Consider the following 22,120-nt stretch of genomic DNA (forward strand, 5'->3'; position numbering starts at 1 on the left):
GTATCTGACAAGCAGTAAATCTACGATTCTCGTAGCCATGAAATCGACCTCCTCTCTCCAGCTAACCTTCCAAAGACGCTTGAAACAAGCGCGTCTGGCTAAAGGTTTGTCGCAAAAAGGATTGGGGATTGCAGCGGGGATCGATGAGTTTGTTGCCAGCACGCGAATTAATCGTTACGAGAATGGAATTCATCAGGTTGATTTGGATACAGCGCAGCGATTGGCGGATGTATTAGAAATTCCCGCTGCCTATTTTTACGCGGAAGATGATGCACTCGCCGAAATCATTCGTACGCATAAAAATAATTAAATTCGGGCTTAATGATTCGCTGCATCTAAATACGTGCGGCGATAAATTAATTATTGGGTCGCTATTTATCGCGACCCAACTTATTTCACGCCTGTTAACTTTATTACGCCGCAGACACGCGGAATTGCGCCATCGAATCCTGCAACTGCTGCGACTGCGCTTCCAGCGATTGGGTTGCGGCGCTGGCTTCTTCGACTAACGCGGCGTTCTGCTGCGCAGCTTCATCCATCTGCGTCACCGCCTGATTCACCTGCTCGATACCGCGACTCTGCTCTTCCGAGGCAATAGAGATCTCTTTCATCAGTGTGGTGACACGCATCACTTCGCTGGAGATCTCATCCATGGTTTCACCGGCGCGCGTGGCCATGTCGCTGCCCTCTTGCACCCGCGTCTGCGATTCCGCGATCAGCTCGCGGATCTCTTTGGCGGCGGTAGCGCTGCGTCCGGCCAGCGTGCGTACTTCATTAGCGACCACGGCGAAGCCGCGCCCTTGCTCACCGGCACGCGCGGCTTCGACCGCGGCGTTCAGCGCCAGAATGTTGGTCTGGAAAGCAATGCCATCAATCACGCTGAGAATGTCGCCGATGCGATTGGAGCTTTGAGTGATCTCCTGCATCTTCTCCATCACGTAGCCGACCACTTCGGCACCACGATCGGCGCTGTCAGAGACATTGCTGGCAAGCTGATTGGCCTCTTTGGCATTGCTGGCATTGAGACGTACCGTCGCAGTAAGTTGCTCCATGCTGGCGGCGGTTTGCTCCAGCGAGGCGGCTGACTCTTCGGTACGCTGGGAAAGATGCACGGTGCCCGCCGCTAACTCGCGGCTGCCCACATCAATCTGCAAGCTGGCTTCGCGCACCTGACTGACCGAACTGCTGAGCGCCAGCTGCATATTCGCCAGCGCCTGAGTGAGACGACCTAACTCATTCTTTCCGGCGGCTGGCAGCGGCTGTGATAAATCGCCCGCCGCAATTTGCTCCAGATGCAGAATTGCACCATCGAGTGGACGCAGCAGCAGACGACGCAGCAGTTGCCAGGCCAGCACAATCAGCAGCAAGGTCAGCGCCATGGAAACGCCAATCAGAATCTTCAGCTGCAGCTCATCATGCGCGGCCTGCGCCAGGCGCGCTGCCGAAACGTCATTGGCGTAGACGCTAAAATCATTCACTGCTTTCGAGTAATTGGCTGCCAGCGCCGACTGTTTGCCTTCCAGCACCTGATAATATTCATCGGTGTACTGCTTTTTCAGGGCATCAATCATCGGTGTGATGCCCTCTTTCTCGTACGCGTTATAGGTCGCGACGACAGCGTCAGCCAGGGTTTTGCCGTGAGCGGTGACCGTGCCGGCCTCCACAAAGGCCTGCAAATACTTATGAGAACTTTCTACTGCCGCCTGGGTTTGTTTGGTGACAACATCGCCGTCATCCAGTAAACCAATTTCAATTTTACGCACCGCCAATGCGGCGCTAGCACGCGCGCGCATCAGTTCGGAACGACTTTGATACAAGGCATTGAGCTCAATCCCCTGTATGCGGTTGAGCGCATCCAGTGATTGATTGCCTGCGTTGATGGCCGAGATGCCCATCGCGCTGACTGCCAGCAGCAGCAGCGTCATAAAAGCCAAAAGCGTGAGTAATGCTGTACGAATTGATAGCTGTTTGAACATGATTATCCCCGTTTGCAAGAAAAGGCAGAAATCCGCTGGCCCTAAAACGGAAAGATTATCGGCCGTTGATCGCAGAAACTTTATCCATTGTTGATGGTCAATTGGCTGACGATCACCCAGACTTCATTTTTACTGAACTCTGCCCCAGCAAAATTTAAGGAATGAAACGATGAAAAAATGGCTCCCGATGGCGTGTTTGTTGGTCAGTGGTTTTGCTGCAGCACAACAAAACCCTATCGATCAGCAGCTCGATCAGTGTCTGAAAGAGGAATCCAGCACCGCCGGTATGTCTCAATGCTACGGCACGGCCAATAAAGCCTGGGATAAAGAGATGAACGCGCAATACACCCAAGCGATGAAAAAATTAACCGGCGCGCCTAAAGACAAAGTGCGCAACGCCCAGCGCGCGTGGCTGACTTATCGCGACAGCTGGCTGGATGCCAGCCGCAGCTATTTTGTTAGCAGTCAGGGCACGATGGCCGCGCTGTCGGTTGGTGCGCAGGGCGTGAGTCTGGTGCGCAATCAGGCGCTGATGTTGCAATCAATTAACAAAGGCAGTTGCGCCAACCCCGACGATTGTTGATTAATGTAAGCGTTTAATACGCTTAGCGCTGGCATCGGCCAGCGCGCCCATTCATCTGCAGGGAGAAACCATGGCTGCTTATGCCTCCACCATCATTCTTGTTTGCCTCGCCGTCCTCAGCTATTTCGTTCATAACAGCGCCGTTACCATTTCGATTCTGATCCTGCTGGCGATTAAGCTCACTCCGCTGTCGCAATTCTTTCCCTATGTGGAAAAACAGGGCATTCAGATTGGCATCATCATCCTCACCGTTGCGGTGATGGCGCCGCTGGCCAGCGGCACGCTGCCTGCTTCTTCGCTGTTGAAATCGTTCGCCAACTGGCAATCGATTATCGCGATTGTGGTGGGCGTTTTTGTCGCCTGGCTGGGCGGGCGCGGCGTGAACTTTATGAGCGTGCAGCCGTCGGTGATTGGTGGGCTGTTGATTGGTACGGTGATTGGCGTGGCCTTCTTCCGTGGTGTGCCGGTCGGACCACTGATTGCTGCGGGGATCGTCTCGCTGTTTGTCACCGCGAAGTAGCGCCTTGGAGCATTCCGAAACGCCAAAAAGGGGGCATACTTTCAGAGTCAGTTGGCTATAATAGCCGTCACTCAACATATGACTAATGAAGGAAAGCCAGATGAGTTTGAACCAGGTGCCTGCAGGTAAAGAGTTGCCAGAAGATATCTACGTTGTCATTGAGATCCCGGCTAATGCCGATCCGATCAAATATGAAGTCGACAAAGAGTCTGGCGCCCTGTTTGTAGATCGTTTCATGTCTACCGCCATGTTCTATCCGTGCAACTACGGTTACATCAACCACACGCTGTCTCTGGATGGTGATCCGGTTGACGTGCTGGTGCCAACCCCGTATCCGCTGGTGCCGGGCTCAGTGATTCGCTGCCGTCCCGTTGGCGTGCTGAAAATGACCGACGAGTCTGGCGAAGATGCCAAACTGGTTGCGGTTCCGCACACCAAGCTGAGCAAAGAGTACGATCACATCAAAGATGTGAACGACCTGCCAGAACTGCTGAAAGCGCAGATCACCCACTTCTTCGAGCACTACAAAGATCTGGAAAAAGGCAAATGGGTGAAGGTTGACGGCTGGGACAACGCAGAAGCGGCCAAAGCTGAAATCATCGCCTCTTACGAGCGCGCGCAGAAGAAATAAGCCTCTTTCTGCCATGCATAAAAAAACACCGTCCAATGGACGGTGTTTTTATTTATGCCTCTGTTTCGCCATCTCGCCTTAACCAGTCACCGCTCGCGATATGCGTGCGACCCGCGACTGAGCGCTGATAGACATACAGCCAGGCACTGCCGTAAGGCGTCTGAATAAGCTGGCGTTTGTATTCGCCATTTTTGGTGCGCAAGGCATCAAGTTCGCCGAGCGTGCTGGCGTCAATGCGATACACCTCGCAATAGACGCTGCCTTCTCCTTCCACCACGCCCGGATAGTGACCCAGATTGTAGAGATCAAACCCCACAATCTGATGGTCGCTGAGCCACTGCGCATTCGTCATCCAATGACTGTTTCCCTGTTTGCGCCGTAAACTGCCATAGACAATTATTCGCATTGCTAAAACTCAAACTGATAGAGCAGATCCAGTGCCTGATCGAGACCCGACACGGCTTCTAAATAGAGTTTGGGCATCAGGCGATAACGCAAGGTTAAGGTCGCCAGTGAATCAAATATGCCAACACCGTATTTTACTTGTAGACCCGGCAACACGTAACCACTCACCTGCACCTGCTGGCTATCGCCTACGCCAGCGGTATCAACCGCGAGATTACTGACACCGAAGGTCTCGCCGATTTTACCCACAACCTGACCACTTTGCGCAACCCCCAATCCAACAAGCGCGGAAGTTAATGCGTTGCTGTCGCCATCGCTGTTGAGTCCCTGGCCGCGTAACAGGTAAGAAAGCGCTTCCTGCTGCGACATCGCCGGATCGGAGAACACTTCCACTTTCGGCTCATCCGCCAGCCCGGTTACCCGTAATCCGGCGGTGACATCGTCTTCGGTGGCCTCTGGATTACGGATCGCCTCGAGATTGACGTAAGGCTGATCTGGCGGCCCAGCGAACTGCAGCTCACCTTTACGTACCACCAAATCCTGACCATACGCATGGAAGCGGCCGGATGGGATATTGATCTGGCCGTTTAAGCCCAAGCCATTTTTATCCTGCACCAGTTTGAGATCGCCATTCAGCTTGGCTTTCAGGCCAAACGCCGAGAGCCGTACATCATTGCCGACGTGGATCACCAGATTGCTGTTGATCGGAATCGCGGCGGTTTTCGGCTTAATCGGTTTGAGATTTTGATCCAGCATCACCTCATCAGAAGAGACGCCGGTGGCGCTTTCCGGCACTTCCTGCACGGTAATGCGTGCCCACGGAATATCCACTCTGCCGTCGAGGCTGAATGCGGCTGGCGTGGCCTCAAACACCAGATCCGGCGAGACATCCATGCGCACCATCGGCGGCACGGTGACGCGGATGCGGCTGCCTTGCGCCGCCACGCGCGCGCGCCAGTTATCCAGCTGGCTCCAGTCGGCGTTACCGCTCAGGTTAAGATTGCCCTGCGCCGTCTGAATCATGCCGTTGAGCGTTGAACTCATGCCGTTGAACACCATGTTGAGATTGGCGGCGGTGAGATCGACCGGCATAAAGCTGCCATCGACATCCACATCGCTCAGCCCCAACTGACCAAACACCTGCGGCTGCTGCAGCGTGCCGCCAAGGCGCAGATTACTGTTCAGATTGCCTTTGATTTTCTCGCCCTGCATCAGCGCCGGATTCAGCATCGCCAGCGAAATATTGCTGATGCCGATGTTGCCCGACAGCTGACGACGGTTCTCCGGATCGGCGATCTGCACATTGCCGCTCAGCTGGCCGTTGTTGACGATATGGATCAGCCAATCAAGCTGGGCGCGACCGTTACGCAGCGCGGCATTCAGGTTCAGCGTATCGAAGGCGATCGGCAAGGTGTTGCCCTGCACGTCCTGCTCAACTTTCACGCCGCTGCCTTTCAGCGCGACGGTGCCGGTTGGCAGCGCGCCGTCGGCGGTCCAGTTGACGCGCGCATCACCGCTGAATACGCCGTTGAGTTTGGTGGCATCGGTGAGGAACGGTTTGATCATCGCCAGATCGAAGCGATTGAGCACCACATGCGCATGTCCGCTGGCACCGGCTTCAATCGGTTCCGGTACGCACAGCTGCGCGTTCGGGTTCTGCCAGCAGTGCGGCCCAATGGTGGCGCTTTGCTTGCTGTTGAGGTAATCAATCGCCATCGCGCGCGTCAGGCGCCATTCGCCCACTGGCGTGTCGAAACGCGTGTTGTTGAGGTTGCCTTGCCAGCGCTCCGTTTTGCGATCAAAGCTGCCGTTCAGCGCCAATTGACCGGAAACCGGTTCGCCCTGCACGTCGAGCTTCAGTTGATGCTGCTTTTCGTTGCCGTCGGCGTTCAGCGTCAGCAGATTCACTTTCAGCGCGTCCTGCTGCAATTGTTCCACACGCAGTTGCAGCTTACCGGCGATCTGATCGCTGGATTTCACATCGCCCTGTAACGCCACGCGACGGATTTGCAGCTGCTGCCAGCGCAAACCGGTAGCGGTGAGATCGGCCAGCAACTGCGGCGCCTGTAAAGTACCGCGCGCTTTGATGGTGCCTTTGGCGACGCCGCCCAGACCCGGCAGCGCGTTATCCAGATTTGGCGCATCAATGTTGGCATCGAGGTTAAGCGTGTCGCCCAACTCGCCTTTCACATCCAGATGGTTGCGGCCCAGCGCAATGTTCAGGCCGGGCACTTTCCACTGGTTGTAGCTGTTGCCACTCAAGGTACCTTTGGCGCTCACCGCGTTCTGTTTGACGTTCCCTTTCAGCTCCAGCTGTGGCACGCTGAGCTGCCATGTTCCGCCGTACAGGCTGCCGCGCGTGGCAATTTTGCCATCCAGCTTCGCTGGCCAATCCGGGTACTGTTTGGCGGTGTTGATGCCGGACAGCGTCAATTCGCTGCGCCAGCTGATGGCTTTGCTCCAGTCCACCAGCGCCGTCAGATCGATATTGCCCTGCAGCGCCGCCACGCGCAGCTTATCGAGCTTGAACTGCTGCTCGTTGCCTTTGCCGTCCAGCGCAATGGTCGCGGGCGGCACGCCTTCGCCTTTCACTGCGGTGCGCAGCGACATCACGTAATCGGTGGCTTTGCCTTTGAACTGATAATCGAGATTATCCGCCTGATACTGCACCGCGCCGGTGAGCGGCCAGCGCAGCTGCGGGCTGGTGAGTTTCAGCGCCAGCGGCAAACCGGCGACCGCAAGTTGCGTGGTCGCATCCAGCTGCGCACGCACCGGACCGGAAAGATTCAGCCCGAGCTTCAACTCGTCACGCATCGCGCCCGCAAGGTTCATTTTGATCGTCTCGCCCTTGATCGGGTCGAGATTGAGCGTGCCGTTCAGCGCGAAATTCACCGGCCAGTTATCGGCCAACGTCGCTTCACCGCTGGCGTTCACCTGGCCTTGCGGCGAATCGACATCGAAGGTTTCCAGCTGCAGATGACGATCGGCGGTTTTGGCTTTTAACAACAGACGCGTAATCGATACGTCGGTATCGCCGGTAATACGCAGCTGTTCACCCAGCAGTTCCTGCACGGTGATATCCAGCGGCAGCTGGAAGTCTGGCATGTCTGGTAACAGCGGCTTGGCGAACATCGCTTGCAGCGTTTCGCCCAGCGGCTTTTCATCCGGCTGCGGCTGCTGCACTTTTGGCTGCACCACTTGCTCATCAACCACTTTGGCCGCTTTTGGCAGCGCAATCAGCAGGCTTTGGATATGGGTTGGCGTCAGCGTCAGCGCGCGATCCTGCCACTGCAGGCCAGTAGTGAAATCGAGCAGGGAAATCGCCGTGTCATCAACTTTAACGTTGATGTTATGCAGGCCGACTTTGCTCAGCGTAATCGGATACGGCGTGCTGAGATTGGTGCTGCCGCTCTGCTCTTCCGGCGGCGGTGCGCTGGCCGGCGCCATTTTTTTGCTATCCACCACCACGCTGACATCCTGCAGCGCGATGTCATTCACACACACCGACGAATGCAGCAGGCAGTTGAGATTCAGCGCCAGATGGAAACGTCCGGTATCCACGCTGACGCCCGGCATTTCATACTTCACGCCGCTGAGCGTCAGGTCGCGCCAGCCACCTTCAACCTGTTTGATCGACAAACCTGGCACCCAACGATCGGCACCTTTCAGCAGCAGATGCAAACCCGGCGTGGTGCCCACCAGAAACGCGATGCTGCCAAACAGCAGCACCAGAAAAATACCGATGCCAATCAGGACCTTTTTCCACAGCTTCATAGTTCAGGCCCCAATCCTACATAAAATTGCAATCCATGCTCCTTGTCGTCACCAATTGGCCGCGCGATATCAAACTTGATCGGCCCTACCGGAGATGACCAGCGCACGCCGAAGCCGGCGCCGGTTTTCAGGTTACTCTGCTTGATGTCGTTGACCGCTTCACCGGAATCGACGAACACCGCGCCCCACCATTTGCCGGTCACGCTGTATTGATATTCAAGTGAGCCGGTGGCCATTTTTGAGGCGCCGGTCAGCTTGCCGTTGTCATCACGTGGCGATACGTCTTTGTATTTGTAACCGCGAATACTGCGGTCGCCACCGGCGAAGAAGCGCAGATCCGGCGGCACTTTGTCGAAGTCGTTGGTTTCGATCCAGCCAACATTGCCGCGCGCCACAAAGCGATGCTTATCGGCGAGCGTGCGAATCCAGACGTTTTGCGCCTGCAGGATGACGAAATCAACGTCCGAACCCCATGTGGTATCCGACACGTCGACCGAGTAACGCTGCGAATCGCCCCACGTCGGCATCAAACCGCCGCGCGAACGGGTGCGGTTGAGGCTGACGCCCGGATAAAGCAGCATGGTGGTGTTGGTGACGCTGGCCTGGGTAAAGTGATCGAGGCTCCAGCGCAGGTTAATTGCTTTCTGCCAGCCGCTGCTGCTGTCCCAGTTACGCGACATCGCCAGCGTGGTGGTATCGGCTTTGGTGTCGTTGAGATCGGTGCGCTTCACGCCGCCAGAGAAGGTGTAATACTGCTCGAGCGGACTTTTCAGCAGCGGAACTTTGTAGCTGAGATCGAGCTGCTGCTCCGGCGCAGAGACGTAGGCGCTGGCGGCCAGGCTGTGGCCGCTGCTGTTGATCCACGGTTTTTTCCACGTGCCTTTAATGCGCGGCCCGACATCGGTGGAGTAACCGACGCCGGTTTCAATGGTGTTTTCCACGCGTGGCGATACCACCGCATTTAGCGGTAGCACTTTGGTTTGACGGCCTTTATCAAATTCAGGCGCAACCACCACCGAGTTGAACCAGCCGGTGGCCGATAAACGGCGGTTGAGTTCCGCCAGATCGCGCGAGCTGTAGTGATCGCCCTTTTTGAACGGCACCAGATTATGCAGATAGGCTTCGTCAATTTGCGAACCCTGGAAACTCACATCGCCAAAACGGTAGCGCGGGCCGCTGTCGTAATTGATGTCCCAGAAGGCTTCGCGCCGTTCGACTGATACGCCAAGCTGGCTTTGCTTAAAGTCACCGTCGAAGTAACCATTACGCAATGCCAGGCTGGAGAAGCCATTCTTAAATTTGTCGTAGTCGCCGTGATTGAGCTGCGTACCGACTTTCGGCGTGCCCTGTTTGACCCAGGCTTGATAATCCTTGTCGGTGCGGGCTTCACCTTCAATCACAATGGTGCTGCCGCCGATCTTGACCGGTTCGCCAGGCTTAACGTGCGCGATCAATACCGGACGGCCACCTTGTGGCGGTGCCGGGCGCGATTCGAAATCGATCTCAGGTTCGTAATAACCGAGCGCACGCAGGCCTTCTTTGATCGCCTCTGCAACACGCGCGCGGAAGCGGCCGTCGTTCGACACTTCGTCACTGCCGATAGTGGACAAGCGTGCCCTGACGTTCTTCTGTAAATCCCCGCTAAGACCGTCCAGTTGCAAGCGCACTTTGGCTGCCTCAACGGCAGGTGCAGCAAGCAACAGGCTGGCCAAACAATAAATATGAAATCGTGGCACACGTACTCCTGTTAATAATGCCGGCCCCTATTCCGCAGGGGCGTTTATTCTCTGGAAGGGTATCACCACCGCGCGTGTACCCATCAGCATAGCCGCCTTTTTTCTGCCCATCGTCGTAAACCCGGCGACTAAGCCAAATTGTGACCTATTGTCGGTAAATGGCATAAACGATACAACAACCAAGCGGCGCTTCTGCTAATTAGAGCTGTTCACTCGGATTAATCCGAGCGCTTATCATGCCCCTATAGCGGCATGATAAGCGCTGCTGCTATAATCAGCGACCAGCAGGCCTCGCCTGCATCTTTTTCTGCCCCGACGTTAACCTTATCTTGTCGATATGGCGCAGACATTTTTGGCACGGATAGCCTGTTTGACTGGCAAGTACCGGATGTACGCCCACTCCCGCGCTGCCCAGGCCAAAAATGACAAGTGATTAACCCAACGGATCTTTTATGCTCGATAGCTTGCTTGTCATTCTTTTACTGATAGTAATCAGTTCATTTTTTTCCCTTTCGGAGATCTCGCTGGCAGCCGCCCGTAAGATCAAGCTGAAGCTGCTGGCTGACGAAGGCAACATCAATGCCCAGCGCGTGCTGAAGATGCAGGAACAACCTGGCATGTTCTTTACCGTGGTGCAGATTGGCCTGAATGCCGTGGCAATCCTCGGCGGTATCGTCGGCGATGCCGCCTTCTCGCCCGCCTTTAATAGCCTATTCAGCCGCTTCATGGCACCCGAATTGGCTGAACAGCTCAGCTTTATCTGCTCCTTCACCATCGTAACCAGCCTGTTCATTTTGTTTGCTGACCTGACACCAAAGCGCGTAGGCATGATTGCACCGGAAGCGGTGGCGCTGCGCATCATCAACCCGATGCGCTTCTGCTTAGTGGTGCTGCGTCCGCTGGTGTGGCTGTTCAACGGCCTGGCGAACGTCTTCTTCCGCCTGTTCAAACTGCCGATGGTGCGGAAAGACGACATCACCTCCGACGATATTTATGCGGTGGTAGAAGCCGGTGCGCTGGCGGGTGTGCTGCGTAAGCAGGAACATGAGCTGATTGAGAACGTGTTTGAGCTGGAATCGCGTACCGTGCCGTCATCGATGACCTCGCGCGAGAACGTGGTGTGGTTCGATTTACACGAAGATGAAACCACGCTGAAAACCAAAATCGCTCAGCATCCGCACTCCAAATTCATTGTCTGCGATGGCGATATCGACCACATCGTGGGCTATGTCGATTCCAAAGAGCTGCTGCTGCGCGTACTCGGCAACCAAAGCCTGACGCTGAACAGCGGTGTGAATATTCGTTCTGCGCTGATCGTGCCGGATACGCTGACGCTCTCTGAAGCGCTGGAAAGCTTCAAAACCGCCGGTGAAGACTTCGCGGTGATCATGAATGAATACGCGTTGGTGGTCGGCATCATTACCCTAAATGACGTGATGACCACGCTGATGGGCGATTTGGTGGGCCAGGGTCAGGAAGAGCAGATTGTCGCGCGTGATGAGAACTCATGGTTGGTAGAGGGCGGCACGCCAATTGATGACGTGATGCGCGTGCTGGATATCGATGATTTCCCGCAGTCTGGCAATTACGAAACCATCGGCGGCTTCATGATGTATATGCTGCGCAAGATTCCGAAGCGTACCGACTTTGTGAAGTTTTCCGGCTACAAGTTTGAAGTGGTGGATATTGATAGCTACCGCATCGACCAGTTGCTGGTTACGCGTATTGATGAGCGTCCGCCGATGCTGAATGTGACCAAGAATGCGCTGGATGAAGCAGAGTCATCGTAGGGTCGCCATTCATGGCGATCAAGCTAACAACCGCACAAAAAACTGAGGGCGCCATCGGCGCCCTTTCTTATGCTTACTTAGTTGTACTCGGCTTGCAGCCGCAACACCTGGCGATTGATTTCTGACATCACGCTAAGATGCTGTTTATCTTTGACACGCGGCAACATCACTTTGCCCTTATCAAACTCGAACGCGCCCACATCCTTGATGTACAACCTTCCTCTAAATAGCGTTTTTACATATTTCGCAATTTGCAGCGGATTATAGCGCTGGAAGATCTTCATGCTGTTTAACTCCTGAAAATGTTTAATACGCTCCGTCGTGACCAAATTTGGTACGAACCCATGAAGCGCAAATGAGGCATAACTATAGAGCATCCTTTCTTACCCATGTTCCGAAAAGGTGAATTATTTACTGAATTGACACATCATTACAGAATACTCTGTTATCAGCCTCACGAAACCCAGTATAAACCTTCACTCATTATGGAATTGTGGCATAGGTTGCAAACCTGTTAACTCATTGCGACAGACGCATCATCCATGCCTAATATTGCAGAAACATGAATAACTGGTCGGATCACCAAGGAGTTTGATAAATGCGTTTGAGACACACTGTGATAGCACTGGCGCTGCTGCTGCCTGGCCTGGCTTCGGCACATGCATTCAAACTGGGTGAACGCGTGCCCGCTGTTGGCGTTAACGACAAAGGAGAGCTGGTTTATCAACAAGATGAAGATAAGTTTAGCTACAAATCCTGGAATAGCGCGCAGCTGAGCGGAAAAGTTCGCGTCATCCTGCACATTGCCGGCCGCTCTTCGGCTAAAGAGCAGAACGCTGCGTTGATTGAAGCCATCAAAGCCGCGCATCTGCCGCACGATCGTTATCAAACCACCACTATCGTCAATACCGACGATGCGATTCCTGGTACCGGCATGTTTGTGCGCAGCAGCATTGAGAGCAATAAACAGCAGTATCCGTGGTCGCAGTTTATCGTCGATAGCAACGGCAGCGCGCGTCAGGCCTGGCAGCTGGAGAAAGGGGGATCGGCGATTGTGGTGCTGGATAACACCGCACATGTGCGTTACGTCAAAGATGGTCCGCTGACGCAGGATGAAGTGCAGCAGGCGATGAAGTTAATTCACGAGTTGTTGCAGAAGTGAGTGGAGGTCGCCATAAATGGCGACCCTACAGATCTTAAAACAGTGAGACGCGGAAACCGGGATTGAGGAACGATTCGCGCGGGGCGTAATCGAGGGTTTTGCCCTGCCAATCGTGGACATGCGCGCCGGCGGCAATCGCCACCGCATGGCCTGCGCCGGTATCCCAGATGTTAGTCGGCCCGAAGCGCGGATAAAGTTGCGCGCTGCCTTCGGCTACCAGACAGAACTTCAGCGATGAACCAATCGCGGTGGTTTGATGCTCGCCAAGCTGATGCAAATACTCCTGCAACTCCGTGTCGCTATCAAAATGCGAACGGCTAACCACCACTAACGGTGGGCGCGCTTCACGCGCATGAATCTGCGTCTTCTTGCCGTTCTCTTCTTTCCATGCTTTACCTTCCGCTGCCGAATACATCACGCCCAGCACCGGCGCGTACACCACGCCCAATACCGGTTTGCCGTTTTCGATTAGCGCGATATTCACCGTGAACTCGCCGTTGCGCTTGATGAACTCTTTGGTGCCATCCAGCGGATCGACCAACCAGTATTTCTGCCAGTGCTGACGCACATCCCAGCTCGGCGGATCTTCTTCAGACAGCACCGGCACCTCCGGCGAAAGCACCTTCAGGCCTTGCACAATCACGCGATGCGCCGCGAGATCGGCCGCGGTGACTGGAGAATCATCCGACTTGCGGGTCACATCAACCGGCTCTGCGCCGTTGTATACCTGCATAATGGCATCGCCCGCATCTCGCGCCAGCTGACAAATTTTATCTAACATTCTTTACCTCTTTTCCGCTGATTCTGCCTGTCAGACACCAACCGCCTATCTGCTGTTATTTTAGCAGTTGTCATTCAACAGCCTGCGACTGCGCTGTCTGCTGTGGCAATCTATATGAATATCAATACCATAGTTCATCAGCGGCGGCTATGGCGGGATGCTGAATACGCTATCACGGCGGCGTGACGGCAGATATTGGATGAAAGTCCGAGCTCCATCACAAATTGAAATGATAATTCGTCATGGTTTTACATTATTTTGAGAGGCCCATTGGACCGAACAAGGAACAAGCGATGTTCAAAGCGAGCATGTCGTTATTGGCACTCTGTATTACTGCCGCCACGGTACAGGCTGCTACGGTGGATCTGCGCATTCTGGAAACCACCGATCTGCACAGCAATATGATGGATTTCGATTATTACAAAGATACGCCGACGGAGAAGTTCGGCCTGGTGCGCACCGCCACCTTAATCCAGCAGGCTCGCGCCGAAACGAAGAACAGCGTGCTGGTCGATAACGGCGATATTATTCAGGGCAGTCCGCTGGGCGATTACATGGCGGCGAAAGGGCTGAAAACGGGCGAAGTACATCCGGTGTATAAAGCGATGAACACGCTGGATTACGCGGTCGGAAACCTCGGTAATCATGAATTCAACTACGGCTTACCTTATTTGCAAAAAGCGCTGGCCGGCGCGCGCTTTCCTTACGTCAATGCCAACATTATCGACGAGAAAAGTGGAAAACCGCTGTTTACGCCCTACTTAATCAAAGAAACCACGGTAACAGACCGTGACGGCAAGCCGCATACGCTGAAAATTGGTTACATCGGCTTCGTTCCGCCGCAGATTATGGTTTGGGATCGTAACAATCTGCAGGGAAAAGTACGGGTTGATGACATCACTGAAACAGCGAAGCGCTATGTGCCGGAAATGCACGCAAAAGGTGCTGAAATAATCATCGCTATTCCGCACTCCGGTTTGAGCAGTGAACCCTATCACGCCATGGCAGAAAATTCGGTTTACTACCTCAGCCAGGTTCCAGGCATCAACGCCATCATGTTCGGCCACGCTCACGCGGTGTTCCCGAGCAAAGAGTTTGCGGCAATTAAAGGCGCTGATATCGCCCAAGGCACGCTCAACGGTGTTCCGTCGGTGATGCCCGGCATGTGGGGCGATCATCTTGGGGTGGTCGATCTGGTGCTGAATAACGAGGGGGATAAATGGCAAGTCACGCAGGGCAAAGCCGAAGCACGCCCAATTTATGACAGCGCGGCGAAAAAATCGCTGGCCGCTGAAGATGCCGATCTGGTGAAAGTGCTGGAGCAGGATCACCACGCCACGCGCGGGTTTGTTGCCAAACCAATCGGTAAATCTGCCGACGTGATGTACAGCTACCTGTCGCTGGTGCAGGACGATCCCACGGTGCAAATCGTTAACAACGCGCAGCGCGCTTACGTTGAGCATTTTATTCAGGGCGATCCTGATCTTGGTCGCTTGCCGGTACTTTCCGCCGCCGCGCCGTTTAAAGCCGGTGGCCGTAAAAACGATCCCGCCAGCTATGTCGAAGTGGAAAAAGGTAATCTCACCTTCCGTAACGCCGCCGATCTCTACCTCTACCCCAATACGCTGGTGGTGATGAAAGTCAGCGGTGCGCAGGTGAAAGAGTGGCTGGAGTGCTCAGCGGCGCAGTTTAATCAAATCGATCCGCACAGCAGCAAACCGCAATCGCTGATTAACTGGGATTTCCGCACCTATAACTTCGATGTGATCGATGGCGTGCAGTATCAAATCGATGTCACACAACCGGCGCGCTATGACGCGGAATGTACGCTGATCAACAAAGGGGCTTCGCGCATTAAGGATCTCAGCTTGCAAGGCAAGCCTATCGATCCTGATGCCACTTTCCTGGTCGCCACCAATAACTATCGCGCTTACGGCGGCAAGTTTGCTGGCACCGGCGATAAGTATGTCGCCTTCGCGTCGCCGGATGAGAACCGATCGGTGGTAGCCGCCTATATCAGCAGCGAAACCAAAGCGCATGGCGAAGTGAAACCGCAGGCCGATCACAACTGGCGTTTAGAACCGATTAATAGCACCACGCCGCTGGATATCCGTTTTGAAACCGCGCCTGGCGCGAAAGCGACGAAATTTATCGAGCAGCATGCCGATTACCCGATGAAAGCAGTGGGCAGCGATGAGATAGGTTTTGCGTTGTGGCAGGTGGATTTGCAGAAGAAATGACGAATAAGGGCGGCGATTGCCGCCCTCTTGCTACTTACAGAATTTCCAGCAGCTCAACTTCGAAGATCAGGGTGCTGAATGGCGGTATAGAGGCGCCTGCACCGCGCTCGCCGTAAGCGAGGTTGTGTGGAATCGCCAGTTCCCACTTGGAACCAACTGGCATCAGCGTCAGCGCTTCGATCCAACCCGCGATAACGCCACTAACCGGGAATTCTGCTGGCTCGCCACGCGCGACTGAGCTGTCGAATACGGTGCCATCGATCAGTTTGCCAGTGTAATGCACGCGCACACGATCCTGACGTGAAGGGATTGGACCCTCGCCCTGGGTGATGACGCTGAACTGCAGACCGGTTTCGGTGCTGCTTACGCCTTCGCGCTGTGCGTTCTGCTCAAGGAAAGTCTGACCTTCTGCCGCCATCGCTTCTACACGCTCACGACGCACGCCTTCAGCGCGTTCGTGCACTTCACGCAGTGCGCGATGTACCACGTCAACCGGGACGGCCGGTGAGTTCCCTTCCAGCGCGTCGCGCAGGCCGGCGAGCAGTGCTTCTGGCTGCAGACCCTGCAGTCCAGACTCTTGCAGCTGCTGGCCTACCTGTAAACCGATACCGTAACTTGCTTGTGATTCGACGCTGTCGAATGAAGGGGTCGTCATCTTGATTCCTTAATCCCGGAGAAAAATAGAACCGGCAGCATACCAGCGCGGGCGGCTGGCGTAAAATCTCACGCGCCGCAGATGACATTTCCCGGCGAAACGGAAACAATACAGCGGTCAAATTTTTCAATGCTGCCAGGCACTTCCTGTCAGCATTGCTCATACTATAGCTGTGGCGAGGTTTTCACCTGCCACCGTCGGACACAAGAGAGAATACATGGGCCAGATCGCCCCACGACGTCGCAGGACGCGCGCACCGCGTACTTTATTACCTTGGTTGCAACGTTGGCTGCCGCGCATTCCGCGCAAAGCCGCCAGCGAGGAGGATTCACGAATGGCTTCCGATCACCCTTCCCGCGTTCCCGCCGCACTGCAGCGCGTCTGGCATTTGCTGGATGATGTGCGCTGGATGGATCCGCTGCCCGCTTTGCATCGTCGCGGCATTGTCATTGCCCTGCTGGTGCTGCTACTGGCGTTTCTCTGGCCGAGCAGTACGCCGCAGTATCCGGTTGAACGTCCGGCAGACACTAACGCTAAAGAAGTGCCGATGCAGGCGGAGATTTACGATAACAATCAGCAGCAGAATACGCCGCCGAAAACCGATTCGCAGGGCGAATGGCGCACCTACAATGTGGCATCAGGTCAGACGCTGGCGCAGCTGTTCCGCGACAACAATTTGCCGGTGAATGATGTGTTTGCCATGGCGCGTGTGGAAGGTGATGGGCAGCCGCTGAGCGCGTTACAGAATGGTCAGCAGGTGAAGATTCGTCAGAACGCGCAAGGCGTGGTGACCGGTTTAACGGTCGATGGCAGCAACGGTCCGGTGCTGTTTACGCGTCAGCCGGATGGCAGCTTTATCCGCGTTCAGTAAAACGCAGAAACAAAAACGCCGGCGCAAGGCCGGCGTTTTCGCATTACCGAGTGAACTTACTCAGCAACTACATTCACAACCAGTTTAGCGAAGACTTCGCTATGGATCTGGAAGTCAACTTCGTGCTCACCGGTGGTGCGCAGTACGCCTTCTGGAAGACGAACTTCACTTTTAGCCACTTCAACGCCTGCTGCAGTTACTGCATCAGCGATGTCACGGGTACCGATGGAACCGAACAGTTTACCAGCGTCGCCTGATTTAGACGCGATGGTTACGTTGCCCAGTGCGTTGATTTTCTCTGCACGTGCGTTAGCAGCAGCCAGAACGTCAGCCAGTTTGGCTTCCAGTTCAGCGCGACGTGTTTCGAAGAACTCAACGTTTTTCTTGGTAGCAGGAACAGCTTTACCCTGTGGAACCAGGAAGTTACGAGCGTAGCCCGCTTTAACGTTAACCTGATCACCCAGGCTGCCCAGGTTTGCTACTTTATCAAGCAGAATAACTTGCATTACCTTATCCTCTTAAAGTCGTTAATGGACAACTACCGATTACTGATGACGATCAGTGTACGGAAGCAGGGACAGGTAGCGAGCGCGCTTGATGCAACGAGCGAGCTGGCGCTGGTATTTTGCACGAGTACCGGTAATACGGCTCGGGACAATTTTACCGCTTTCGGTAATGTAGTTTTTCAGTGTAGCGATATCTTTGTAATCAATCTCTACAACGCCTTCCGCGGTGAAACGGCAGAACTTGCGACGACGGAAATAACGTGCCATTTGGCTAGTCTCCAGAATCTATCAAATCAATCTGCTCGGCATGTAACACCATTCTGCTCTGACCATTGCGTGCCTGATGGCAGCTAATAAAGCCTTCGAGAGTGAGTTGCGTGCCGACCGTTATATGTTGAGTAATCACCTGATGGGTGCTGCCGCTGATAATCACCGGCATTTGGCACCAGGCTTGCCGGTGGAAACCGGCTTCCTCTTGCACAGAACGATGCTCAAGCACGAACTGGCAATGAGGAATCCCTGACGGACTGACTTTTCGAACCGGCGTCTTGCACACAGTGCCAGACAGGCGCAGTCGATTTGCCGTCATGTCGGATTACTCTTCAGAATCCCCAGCTTCTGAGTCATCAGCCGATTCGTTAGCAAAGTCTTCGCGGCGATCACGACGCTCGTCTTTAGCTTTAACCATCGGAGATGCTTCAGTTACCGCGTGCTTAACGCGCATAACCATGCTGCGGATAACGGCGTCGTTGAAGCGGAAGTTAGTTTCCAGCTCGTCAATCACTTCCTGCGGCGCTTCTACGTTCAGCAGAACATAGTGCGCTTTGTGCAGTTTGTTGATTGGGTAAGCCAGCTGACGGCGGCCCCAGTCTTCCAGACGGTGAATCGTGCCCTGTGCACCGGTGATAGCACCAGTGTAACGCTCGATCATACCTGGAACCTGTTCGCTCTGGTCAGGGTGGACCATAAATACGATTTCGTAATGACGCATCGATAGCTCCTTACGGATTATTCAGCCTCCTGTCAGGGTCAGCTGCGGCCCACGGAAGCAAGGAACGTTATAGGTTGCGAATCATTTAAAAATGAAACACACCTCTGAATGCAGCTGAAAAATTGACGCGTAATCATACTGGCGTCCTTGTGGAAACTCAAGCGCACAATTCATCAAATGGCGACTATCGTGCCAGCTGATGCGGCTTTTTGTGCTAAGTGAGATGTCTCAGTGAGTTAGCGGGCGTTTGATCAAATTCTCTGAACAAGGTGTTCAATGGGACGATCTGGCGGCAGGTTGGTTAAGAACTACACTATTTACAGGCGCAACGAATAATCCTATTTGCCGCGTCTGAGAGTGCAATCCCTGTGAGTCTGGAGTCGATTATGAAAATGATCATTTTCGCCACTTTACTGGGTCTCTTCCTGTCTCCACCCGCTTTTGCCAGCTCCGCTGACTACGCGCAGCAGATGAGAAGTCACAGCAACGCGGCATCAGGCTATGTCTACGTCAATCGGTTGGATGCGCCTGCAAGCAGTAACCCAGTCAGTGCCAATACCAGCGCCGCCGAACGGTTGTCATCACAACTTTAGTTCGGCAACTTAAACGGGCTGGCGCCAATCACGCCAACCCGCATTTTTTATAAATGGTGTTTAAAGAAACTGACCAGCGCCGTCAGGGCCGAAGGCGTGATTTTGTGGCCGATGTTCTTTTCGGAAAGCGCGGTCACCTGTTGATTGAGTCCCGCCTCGCCTAACGCTTTCTGTAGACGCGCCGTTTCGGCAAAGGGCACCACTTCATCCGCTTCGCCGTGCCACAGCAGCAAAGGTCGATTCGCCAGTTTCTCCAGTTGCTCGCTGGGATCGTACGGCGCCAGCGGCGCTAAGCGCGCGGCAAAAGCTTCTTTCTGTTCTGGCGTGCGCGCCACCAGCGGCGGAAACAGCGTATGACTCAGCTGCATGAAGTAGCCGGAACCCATTAAACACGCCACGCTGTGGATTTGCGGATAGCGCGCCATTGCGCCCAGCGCGGTCATGCCGCCCATCGAGGCGCCCGCCACGGCAAAGCGCTCATCGGCAATCCAGTCGTTATCGCGCAGCGCCTTCTCCAGCAACGGCACTTCATCGATGTTCTGTTTGAGGATCTCCCAGAAGTGGGTCATACGTGCATCGGTATCGCCGTTATAACGCGCGCCGTGCATGTCCGCATCGGGTATGATCACGCGGAAACCGGCCTGCGCCAGCGCCACGGCAAAGTAGCTGTAAACCTCTTTTGATGAGGTAAAACCGTGATAGAACAATACCGTCGGCAAGCGCGCCTGGCGCTGACCAGCCGGTGATGCGTGAATACATTCGATGCCTGCCAGATGCTCCGTTGCCAACTCAATCATACCGCCTCCATTGAGAATGATTATCACTGGACTCAGTGTAAGCGCTGCGTCACAAAATGCGAGCCACTTCACATTAAGTTTGAATAATTTCAGCCCTAAACATTTAGCCCGTTTTGCCGTTGATCTTGTACCCCTTCAATAATCTCAAAAGGTACTTTATGAAGCGTCTTTCTCTCAGCGCCATGGGTCTCGGAATCAAGCTGTCTGTATTGACGTCTTTGAGCGTGGCAATTGTGCTATTTACTCTGACCTTAACCCTGAGCCATAACGCGGCACGTCAGCTGGAGCAGCTGGCAACCGATGATATGCAGAATCAGGTGCAAGGCATTAATGAAATGGCCACCATGTTCAACGCCACGCTGTCGGAAGAGGTGGCGAATTACACCAAACTGTTCCAAAGCTTCCTGCCAAAACGTTTTAGCCGTGATGACAGCGAACGTGTTCAGGTGGGCGAATTCAGCACGCCAACACTGCGAGCGGGATTGAAAACCCTCAACCTCGATCAAATCGCGGTGGATGATTTTCTCGATCGCACCGGTGCGGTTTCCACCATCTTCGTACGTGATGGCGAGGATTACATTCGTATCGCCACCTCGCTGAAAAAAGAGGATGGCAGCCGCGCGGTGGGCACCAAACTGGATCGCAGCAGCGCGGCCTGGCGCAGCATCAATCAGGGCACGGTGTATCGTGGCCTGGCGACGCTGTTCGGCCACCGTTACATCACGCAGTATCAGCCGGTGCAGGATAGCAGCGGCACGGTGATCGCCATCCTGTTCGTCGGAGTGCAGATCGATGCGCAATACGCGCTGATGCGTGACAAAGTGCTGGCGCGCCATCTTGGCGACAGCGGCACCTTCTCGGTTTTGAACGGTGCGCCGGGCAGCAGCCAGGGCCAATATCTGTTTGATCGTCACACTGAAGGCAAACTGCCGCGCTGGGATAACGCCACGCAGCAGCAACTGCTCAGCCAGCCGAAGGGATTAGTGGCGGTTGAACTGGATGGCGAAACCAAACTGCTGGCGTGGCAGCAGCTGCCGGGCTGGAACTGGGTTATCGCCGGCGAAGTGAGCCGTGCTAGCCTGCTGGCGCCAATCACGCACAGCCGTAACCTGTTTATGGCGATTGGGCTGGCGCTGGTGATCGTTTTTGCCATCGGCTTTATGTGGTACAGCCGCCGCGCCATCACGCGTCCGCTACAACAGGTGATTCATCTGGCAGAACAGTACGCCGCCGGTAATCTGCAGGCACATCTCGACTCTTCACGTCGTGATGAGATTGGTCAGTTGGTCAGCGCGATCAATGGCATTGGCGATGGGCTGGAGAAAGTCGTCAGTCAGGTGCGTTCGGCGGCGCGTGAAATCAGCAGCGGCACCGATACCATCGCCGCCAGCAGCTCCAGCATCAGCGAGCAGATTGGACGTCAGGCCAGCAGCGTGGAGGAAACCTCGGCCAGCATGGAGCAGTTTGGCGCGACTGTGGCACAAACTGCGGCCAATGTGCGTCAGGCGATGGCGCTGGTCGGTGAGGCGGCTAACACCGTGAATCACGGCGGCAGCACCGTGGCACGTTCGGTGGAAACCATGTCGGAGATTCGTGTGGCGTCGCAGAGCATCGCCGACATCACTCACGTGATTGAGTCAATTGCCTTCCAGACCAACATTCTGGCGCTCAATGCGGCGGTTGAAGCGGCGCGCGCTGGTGAACACGGTAAAGGCTTTGCGGTGGTGGCGGCGGAAGTGCGCGCGCTGGCACAGCGCAGTGCTACGGCAGCCAAAGAGATTGATGGCTTGATTGCCAGCTCAATCGATAAAGTGGCGGCCGGCCACACGCTCTCCGAGCAGACGCGTGATGCGATGAGCCATATCGTCAATCACATCGAGCAGGTTAAAACGCTGATGGGCGAGATCAATATTGCTGCGCAGGAACAGGCGGCGGGCATTGGTCAGGTGAATCTGGCGATGAATCACATCAGCCAGGCCACGCATCAAAGCAGCGATATGATTAACCAGTCAGAAACCACTGCCAATCATCTGAGTAAGAAAGGTCATCATCTGACGCAGCTGGTGAGCATTTTTCATCTGAAGGACTAAAAGCCACAGGAAGATGGCT

General features: G+C 54.8%; 22 protein-coding genes. 10 read left to right on the forward strand and 12 right to left on the reverse strand.

Annotation, left to right across the window (positions count from 1 at the left end; translation table 11 throughout):
• Window positions 1-37 precede the first annotated feature (37 nt).
• The gene (locus NQH49_RS17130; RefSeq protein ID WP_222211365.1) at window positions 38-310 is read left to right on the forward strand and encodes a helix-turn-helix domain-containing protein; all 273 of its coding nucleotides are present in this window, start codon (window positions 38-40) and stop codon (window positions 308-310) included.
• A 103-nt stretch (window positions 311-413) separates the two neighbouring features.
• Here NQH49_RS17130 and NQH49_RS17135 read toward each other — a convergent pair whose 3' ends face one another.
• Window positions 414-1,976, reverse strand: coding sequence for a methyl-accepting chemotaxis protein (locus NQH49_RS17135; RefSeq protein WP_256697568.1), 1,563 nt, complete (start codon window positions 1,974-1,976; stop codon window positions 414-416).
• A gap of 169 nt (window positions 1,977-2,145) precedes the next feature.
• Here NQH49_RS17135 and NQH49_RS17140 point away from each other — a divergent pair, with 169 nt between their 5' ends.
• From NQH49_RS17140 to ppa, 3 genes are all read left to right on the forward strand, one after another.
• On the forward strand, window positions 2,146-2,559 hold the full coding sequence (locus NQH49_RS17140; RefSeq protein ID WP_256697569.1) for a lysozyme inhibitor LprI family protein: 414 nt from the start codon (window positions 2,146-2,148) through the stop codon (window positions 2,557-2,559).
• A gap of 70 nt (window positions 2,560-2,629) precedes the next feature.
• On the forward strand, window positions 2,630-3,079 hold the full coding sequence (locus NQH49_RS17145) for a DUF441 domain-containing protein (RefSeq protein ID WP_008103576.1): 450 nt from the start codon (window positions 2,630-2,632) through the stop codon (window positions 3,077-3,079).
• Between the two features lie 100 nt (window positions 3,080-3,179).
• Window positions 3,180-3,710 carry an inorganic diphosphatase gene (gene ppa / locus NQH49_RS17150; protein ID WP_007892166.1) on the forward strand — a complete coding sequence of 177 codons (531 nt, stop codon included), beginning with the start codon at window positions 3,180-3,182 and terminating at the stop codon, window positions 3,708-3,710.
• Between the two features lie 52 nt (window positions 3,711-3,762).
• Here the strand turns inward: ppa and NQH49_RS17155 are convergent, their stop codons facing one another.
• Genes NQH49_RS17155 through tamA form a run of 3 tightly spaced genes read right to left on the reverse strand, consistent with a single transcriptional unit; the run spans window position 3,763 to window position 9,625 of the window.
• Window positions 3,763-4,116, reverse strand: a complete 354-nt coding sequence (locus NQH49_RS17155; protein ID WP_256697571.1) for a gamma-glutamylcyclotransferase family protein — start codon at window positions 4,114-4,116, stop codon at window positions 3,763-3,765.
• 2 nt (window positions 4,117-4,118) lie between these two features.
• Window positions 4,119-7,889: an autotransporter assembly complex protein TamB gene (gene tamB, locus NQH49_RS17160; protein WP_256697572.1), complete on the reverse strand. Its 3,771-nt coding sequence runs from the start codon at window positions 7,887-7,889 to the stop codon at window positions 4,119-4,121.
• Complete coding sequence (gene tamA / locus NQH49_RS17165; protein WP_256697573.1) at window positions 7,886-9,625, reverse strand: autotransporter assembly complex protein TamA; 1,740 nt, start codon at window positions 9,623-9,625, stop codon at window positions 7,886-7,888. The genes tamB and tamA overlap by 4 nt, the downstream gene beginning before the upstream one ends.
• Window positions 9,626-10,077: 452 nt before the next feature.
• On the opposite strand from tamA, the gene NQH49_RS17170 reads away from it, so the two are divergent.
• Window positions 10,078-11,415: a polyamine export protein PaeA gene (locus tag NQH49_RS17170; RefSeq protein ID WP_256697574.1), complete on the forward strand. Its 1,338-nt coding sequence runs from the start codon at window positions 10,078-10,080 to the stop codon at window positions 11,413-11,415.
• A gap of 77 nt (window positions 11,416-11,492) precedes the next feature.
• Here NQH49_RS17170 and NQH49_RS17175 read toward each other — a convergent pair whose 3' ends face one another.
• Complete coding sequence (locus NQH49_RS17175; RefSeq protein ID WP_007892150.1) at window positions 11,493-11,699, reverse strand: stringent response modulator YtfK; 207 nt, start codon at window positions 11,697-11,699, stop codon at window positions 11,493-11,495.
• Window positions 11,700-12,013: 314 nt separating this feature from the next.
• On the opposite strand from NQH49_RS17175, the gene NQH49_RS17180 reads away from it, so the two are divergent.
• The gene (locus NQH49_RS17180; RefSeq protein WP_008103585.1) at window positions 12,014-12,577 is read left to right on the forward strand and encodes a YtfJ family protein; all 564 of its coding nucleotides are present in this window, start codon (window positions 12,014-12,016) and stop codon (window positions 12,575-12,577) included.
• 34 nt (window positions 12,578-12,611) lie between these two features.
• On the opposite strand, the gene cysQ is transcribed toward NQH49_RS17180, so the two are convergent.
• A complete protein-coding gene (cysQ, locus tag NQH49_RS17185) occupies window positions 12,612-13,358 on the reverse strand; it encodes a 3'(2'),5'-bisphosphate nucleotidase CysQ (RefSeq protein ID WP_256697575.1) in 747 nt (248 codons plus the stop codon).
• A gap of 293 nt (window positions 13,359-13,651) precedes the next feature.
• Here cysQ and NQH49_RS17190 point away from each other — a divergent pair, with 293 nt between their 5' ends.
• Window positions 13,652-15,598, forward strand: coding sequence for a bifunctional 2',3'-cyclic-nucleotide 2'-phosphodiesterase/3'-nucleotidase (locus NQH49_RS17190; RefSeq protein WP_256697576.1), 1,947 nt, complete (start codon window positions 13,652-13,654; stop codon window positions 15,596-15,598).
• A 34-nt stretch (window positions 15,599-15,632) separates the two neighbouring features.
• Here the strand turns inward: NQH49_RS17190 and fklB are convergent, their stop codons facing one another.
• Window positions 15,633-16,253: a BamJ family beta-barrel-assembly machinery protein gene (gene fklB, locus NQH49_RS17195; RefSeq protein WP_008103590.1), complete on the reverse strand. Its 621-nt coding sequence runs from the start codon at window positions 16,251-16,253 to the stop codon at window positions 15,633-15,635.
• 217 nt (window positions 16,254-16,470) lie between these two features.
• On the opposite strand from fklB, the gene NQH49_RS17200 reads away from it, so the two are divergent.
• A complete protein-coding gene (locus NQH49_RS17200) occupies window positions 16,471-17,124 on the forward strand; it encodes a LysM-like peptidoglycan-binding domain-containing protein (RefSeq protein WP_305961198.1) in 654 nt (217 codons plus the stop codon).
• Between the two features lie 56 nt (window positions 17,125-17,180).
• Here NQH49_RS17200 and rplI read toward each other — a convergent pair whose 3' ends face one another.
• Genes rplI through rpsF form a run of 4 tightly spaced genes read right to left on the reverse strand, consistent with a single transcriptional unit; the run spans window position 17,181 to window position 18,621 of the window.
• Window positions 17,181-17,630 (reverse strand): 50S ribosomal protein L9, encoded by a 450-nt coding sequence (gene rplI, locus NQH49_RS17205; RefSeq protein WP_008103594.1) that lies wholly within the window; start codon window positions 17,628-17,630, stop codon window positions 17,181-17,183.
• Window positions 17,631-17,669: 39 nt separating this feature from the next.
• Window positions 17,670-17,897, reverse strand: a complete 228-nt coding sequence (gene rpsR / locus NQH49_RS17210) for a 30S ribosomal protein S18 (protein ID WP_002210155.1) — start codon at window positions 17,895-17,897, stop codon at window positions 17,670-17,672.
• A 4-nt stretch (window positions 17,898-17,901) separates the two neighbouring features.
• Window positions 17,902-18,219, reverse strand: coding sequence for a primosomal replication protein N (priB, locus tag NQH49_RS17215; protein ID WP_007892027.1), 318 nt, complete (start codon window positions 18,217-18,219; stop codon window positions 17,902-17,904).
• A gap of 6 nt (window positions 18,220-18,225) precedes the next feature.
• The gene (rpsF, locus tag NQH49_RS17220; RefSeq protein WP_256697577.1) at window positions 18,226-18,621 is read right to left on the reverse strand and encodes a 30S ribosomal protein S6; all 396 of its coding nucleotides are present in this window, start codon (window positions 18,619-18,621) and stop codon (window positions 18,226-18,228) included.
• 386 nt (window positions 18,622-19,007) lie between these two features.
• On the opposite strand from rpsF, the gene NQH49_RS17225 reads away from it, so the two are divergent.
• On the forward strand, window positions 19,008-19,214 hold the full coding sequence (locus NQH49_RS17225; protein WP_256697578.1) for a hypothetical protein: 207 nt from the start codon (window positions 19,008-19,010) through the stop codon (window positions 19,212-19,214).
• A 47-nt stretch (window positions 19,215-19,261) separates the two neighbouring features.
• Here the strand turns inward: NQH49_RS17225 and yjfP are convergent, their stop codons facing one another.
• Window positions 19,262-20,011 carry an esterase gene (gene yjfP, locus NQH49_RS17230; RefSeq protein WP_256697579.1) on the reverse strand — a complete coding sequence of 250 codons (750 nt, stop codon included), beginning with the start codon at window positions 20,009-20,011 and terminating at the stop codon, window positions 19,262-19,264.
• 158 nt (window positions 20,012-20,169) lie between these two features.
• Between yjfP and NQH49_RS17235 the strand changes: the two genes are divergently transcribed.
• Entirely contained in the window at window positions 20,170-22,101 is a 1,932-nt protein-coding gene (locus NQH49_RS17235) for a methyl-accepting chemotaxis protein (protein WP_256697580.1), read from the forward strand.
• Window positions 22,102-22,120 lie beyond the last annotated feature (19 nt).

This window comes from Pantoea trifolii (assembly GCF_024506435.1).
Lineage (GTDB): Bacteria > Pseudomonadota > Gammaproteobacteria > Enterobacterales > Enterobacteriaceae > Pantoea > Pantoea trifolii.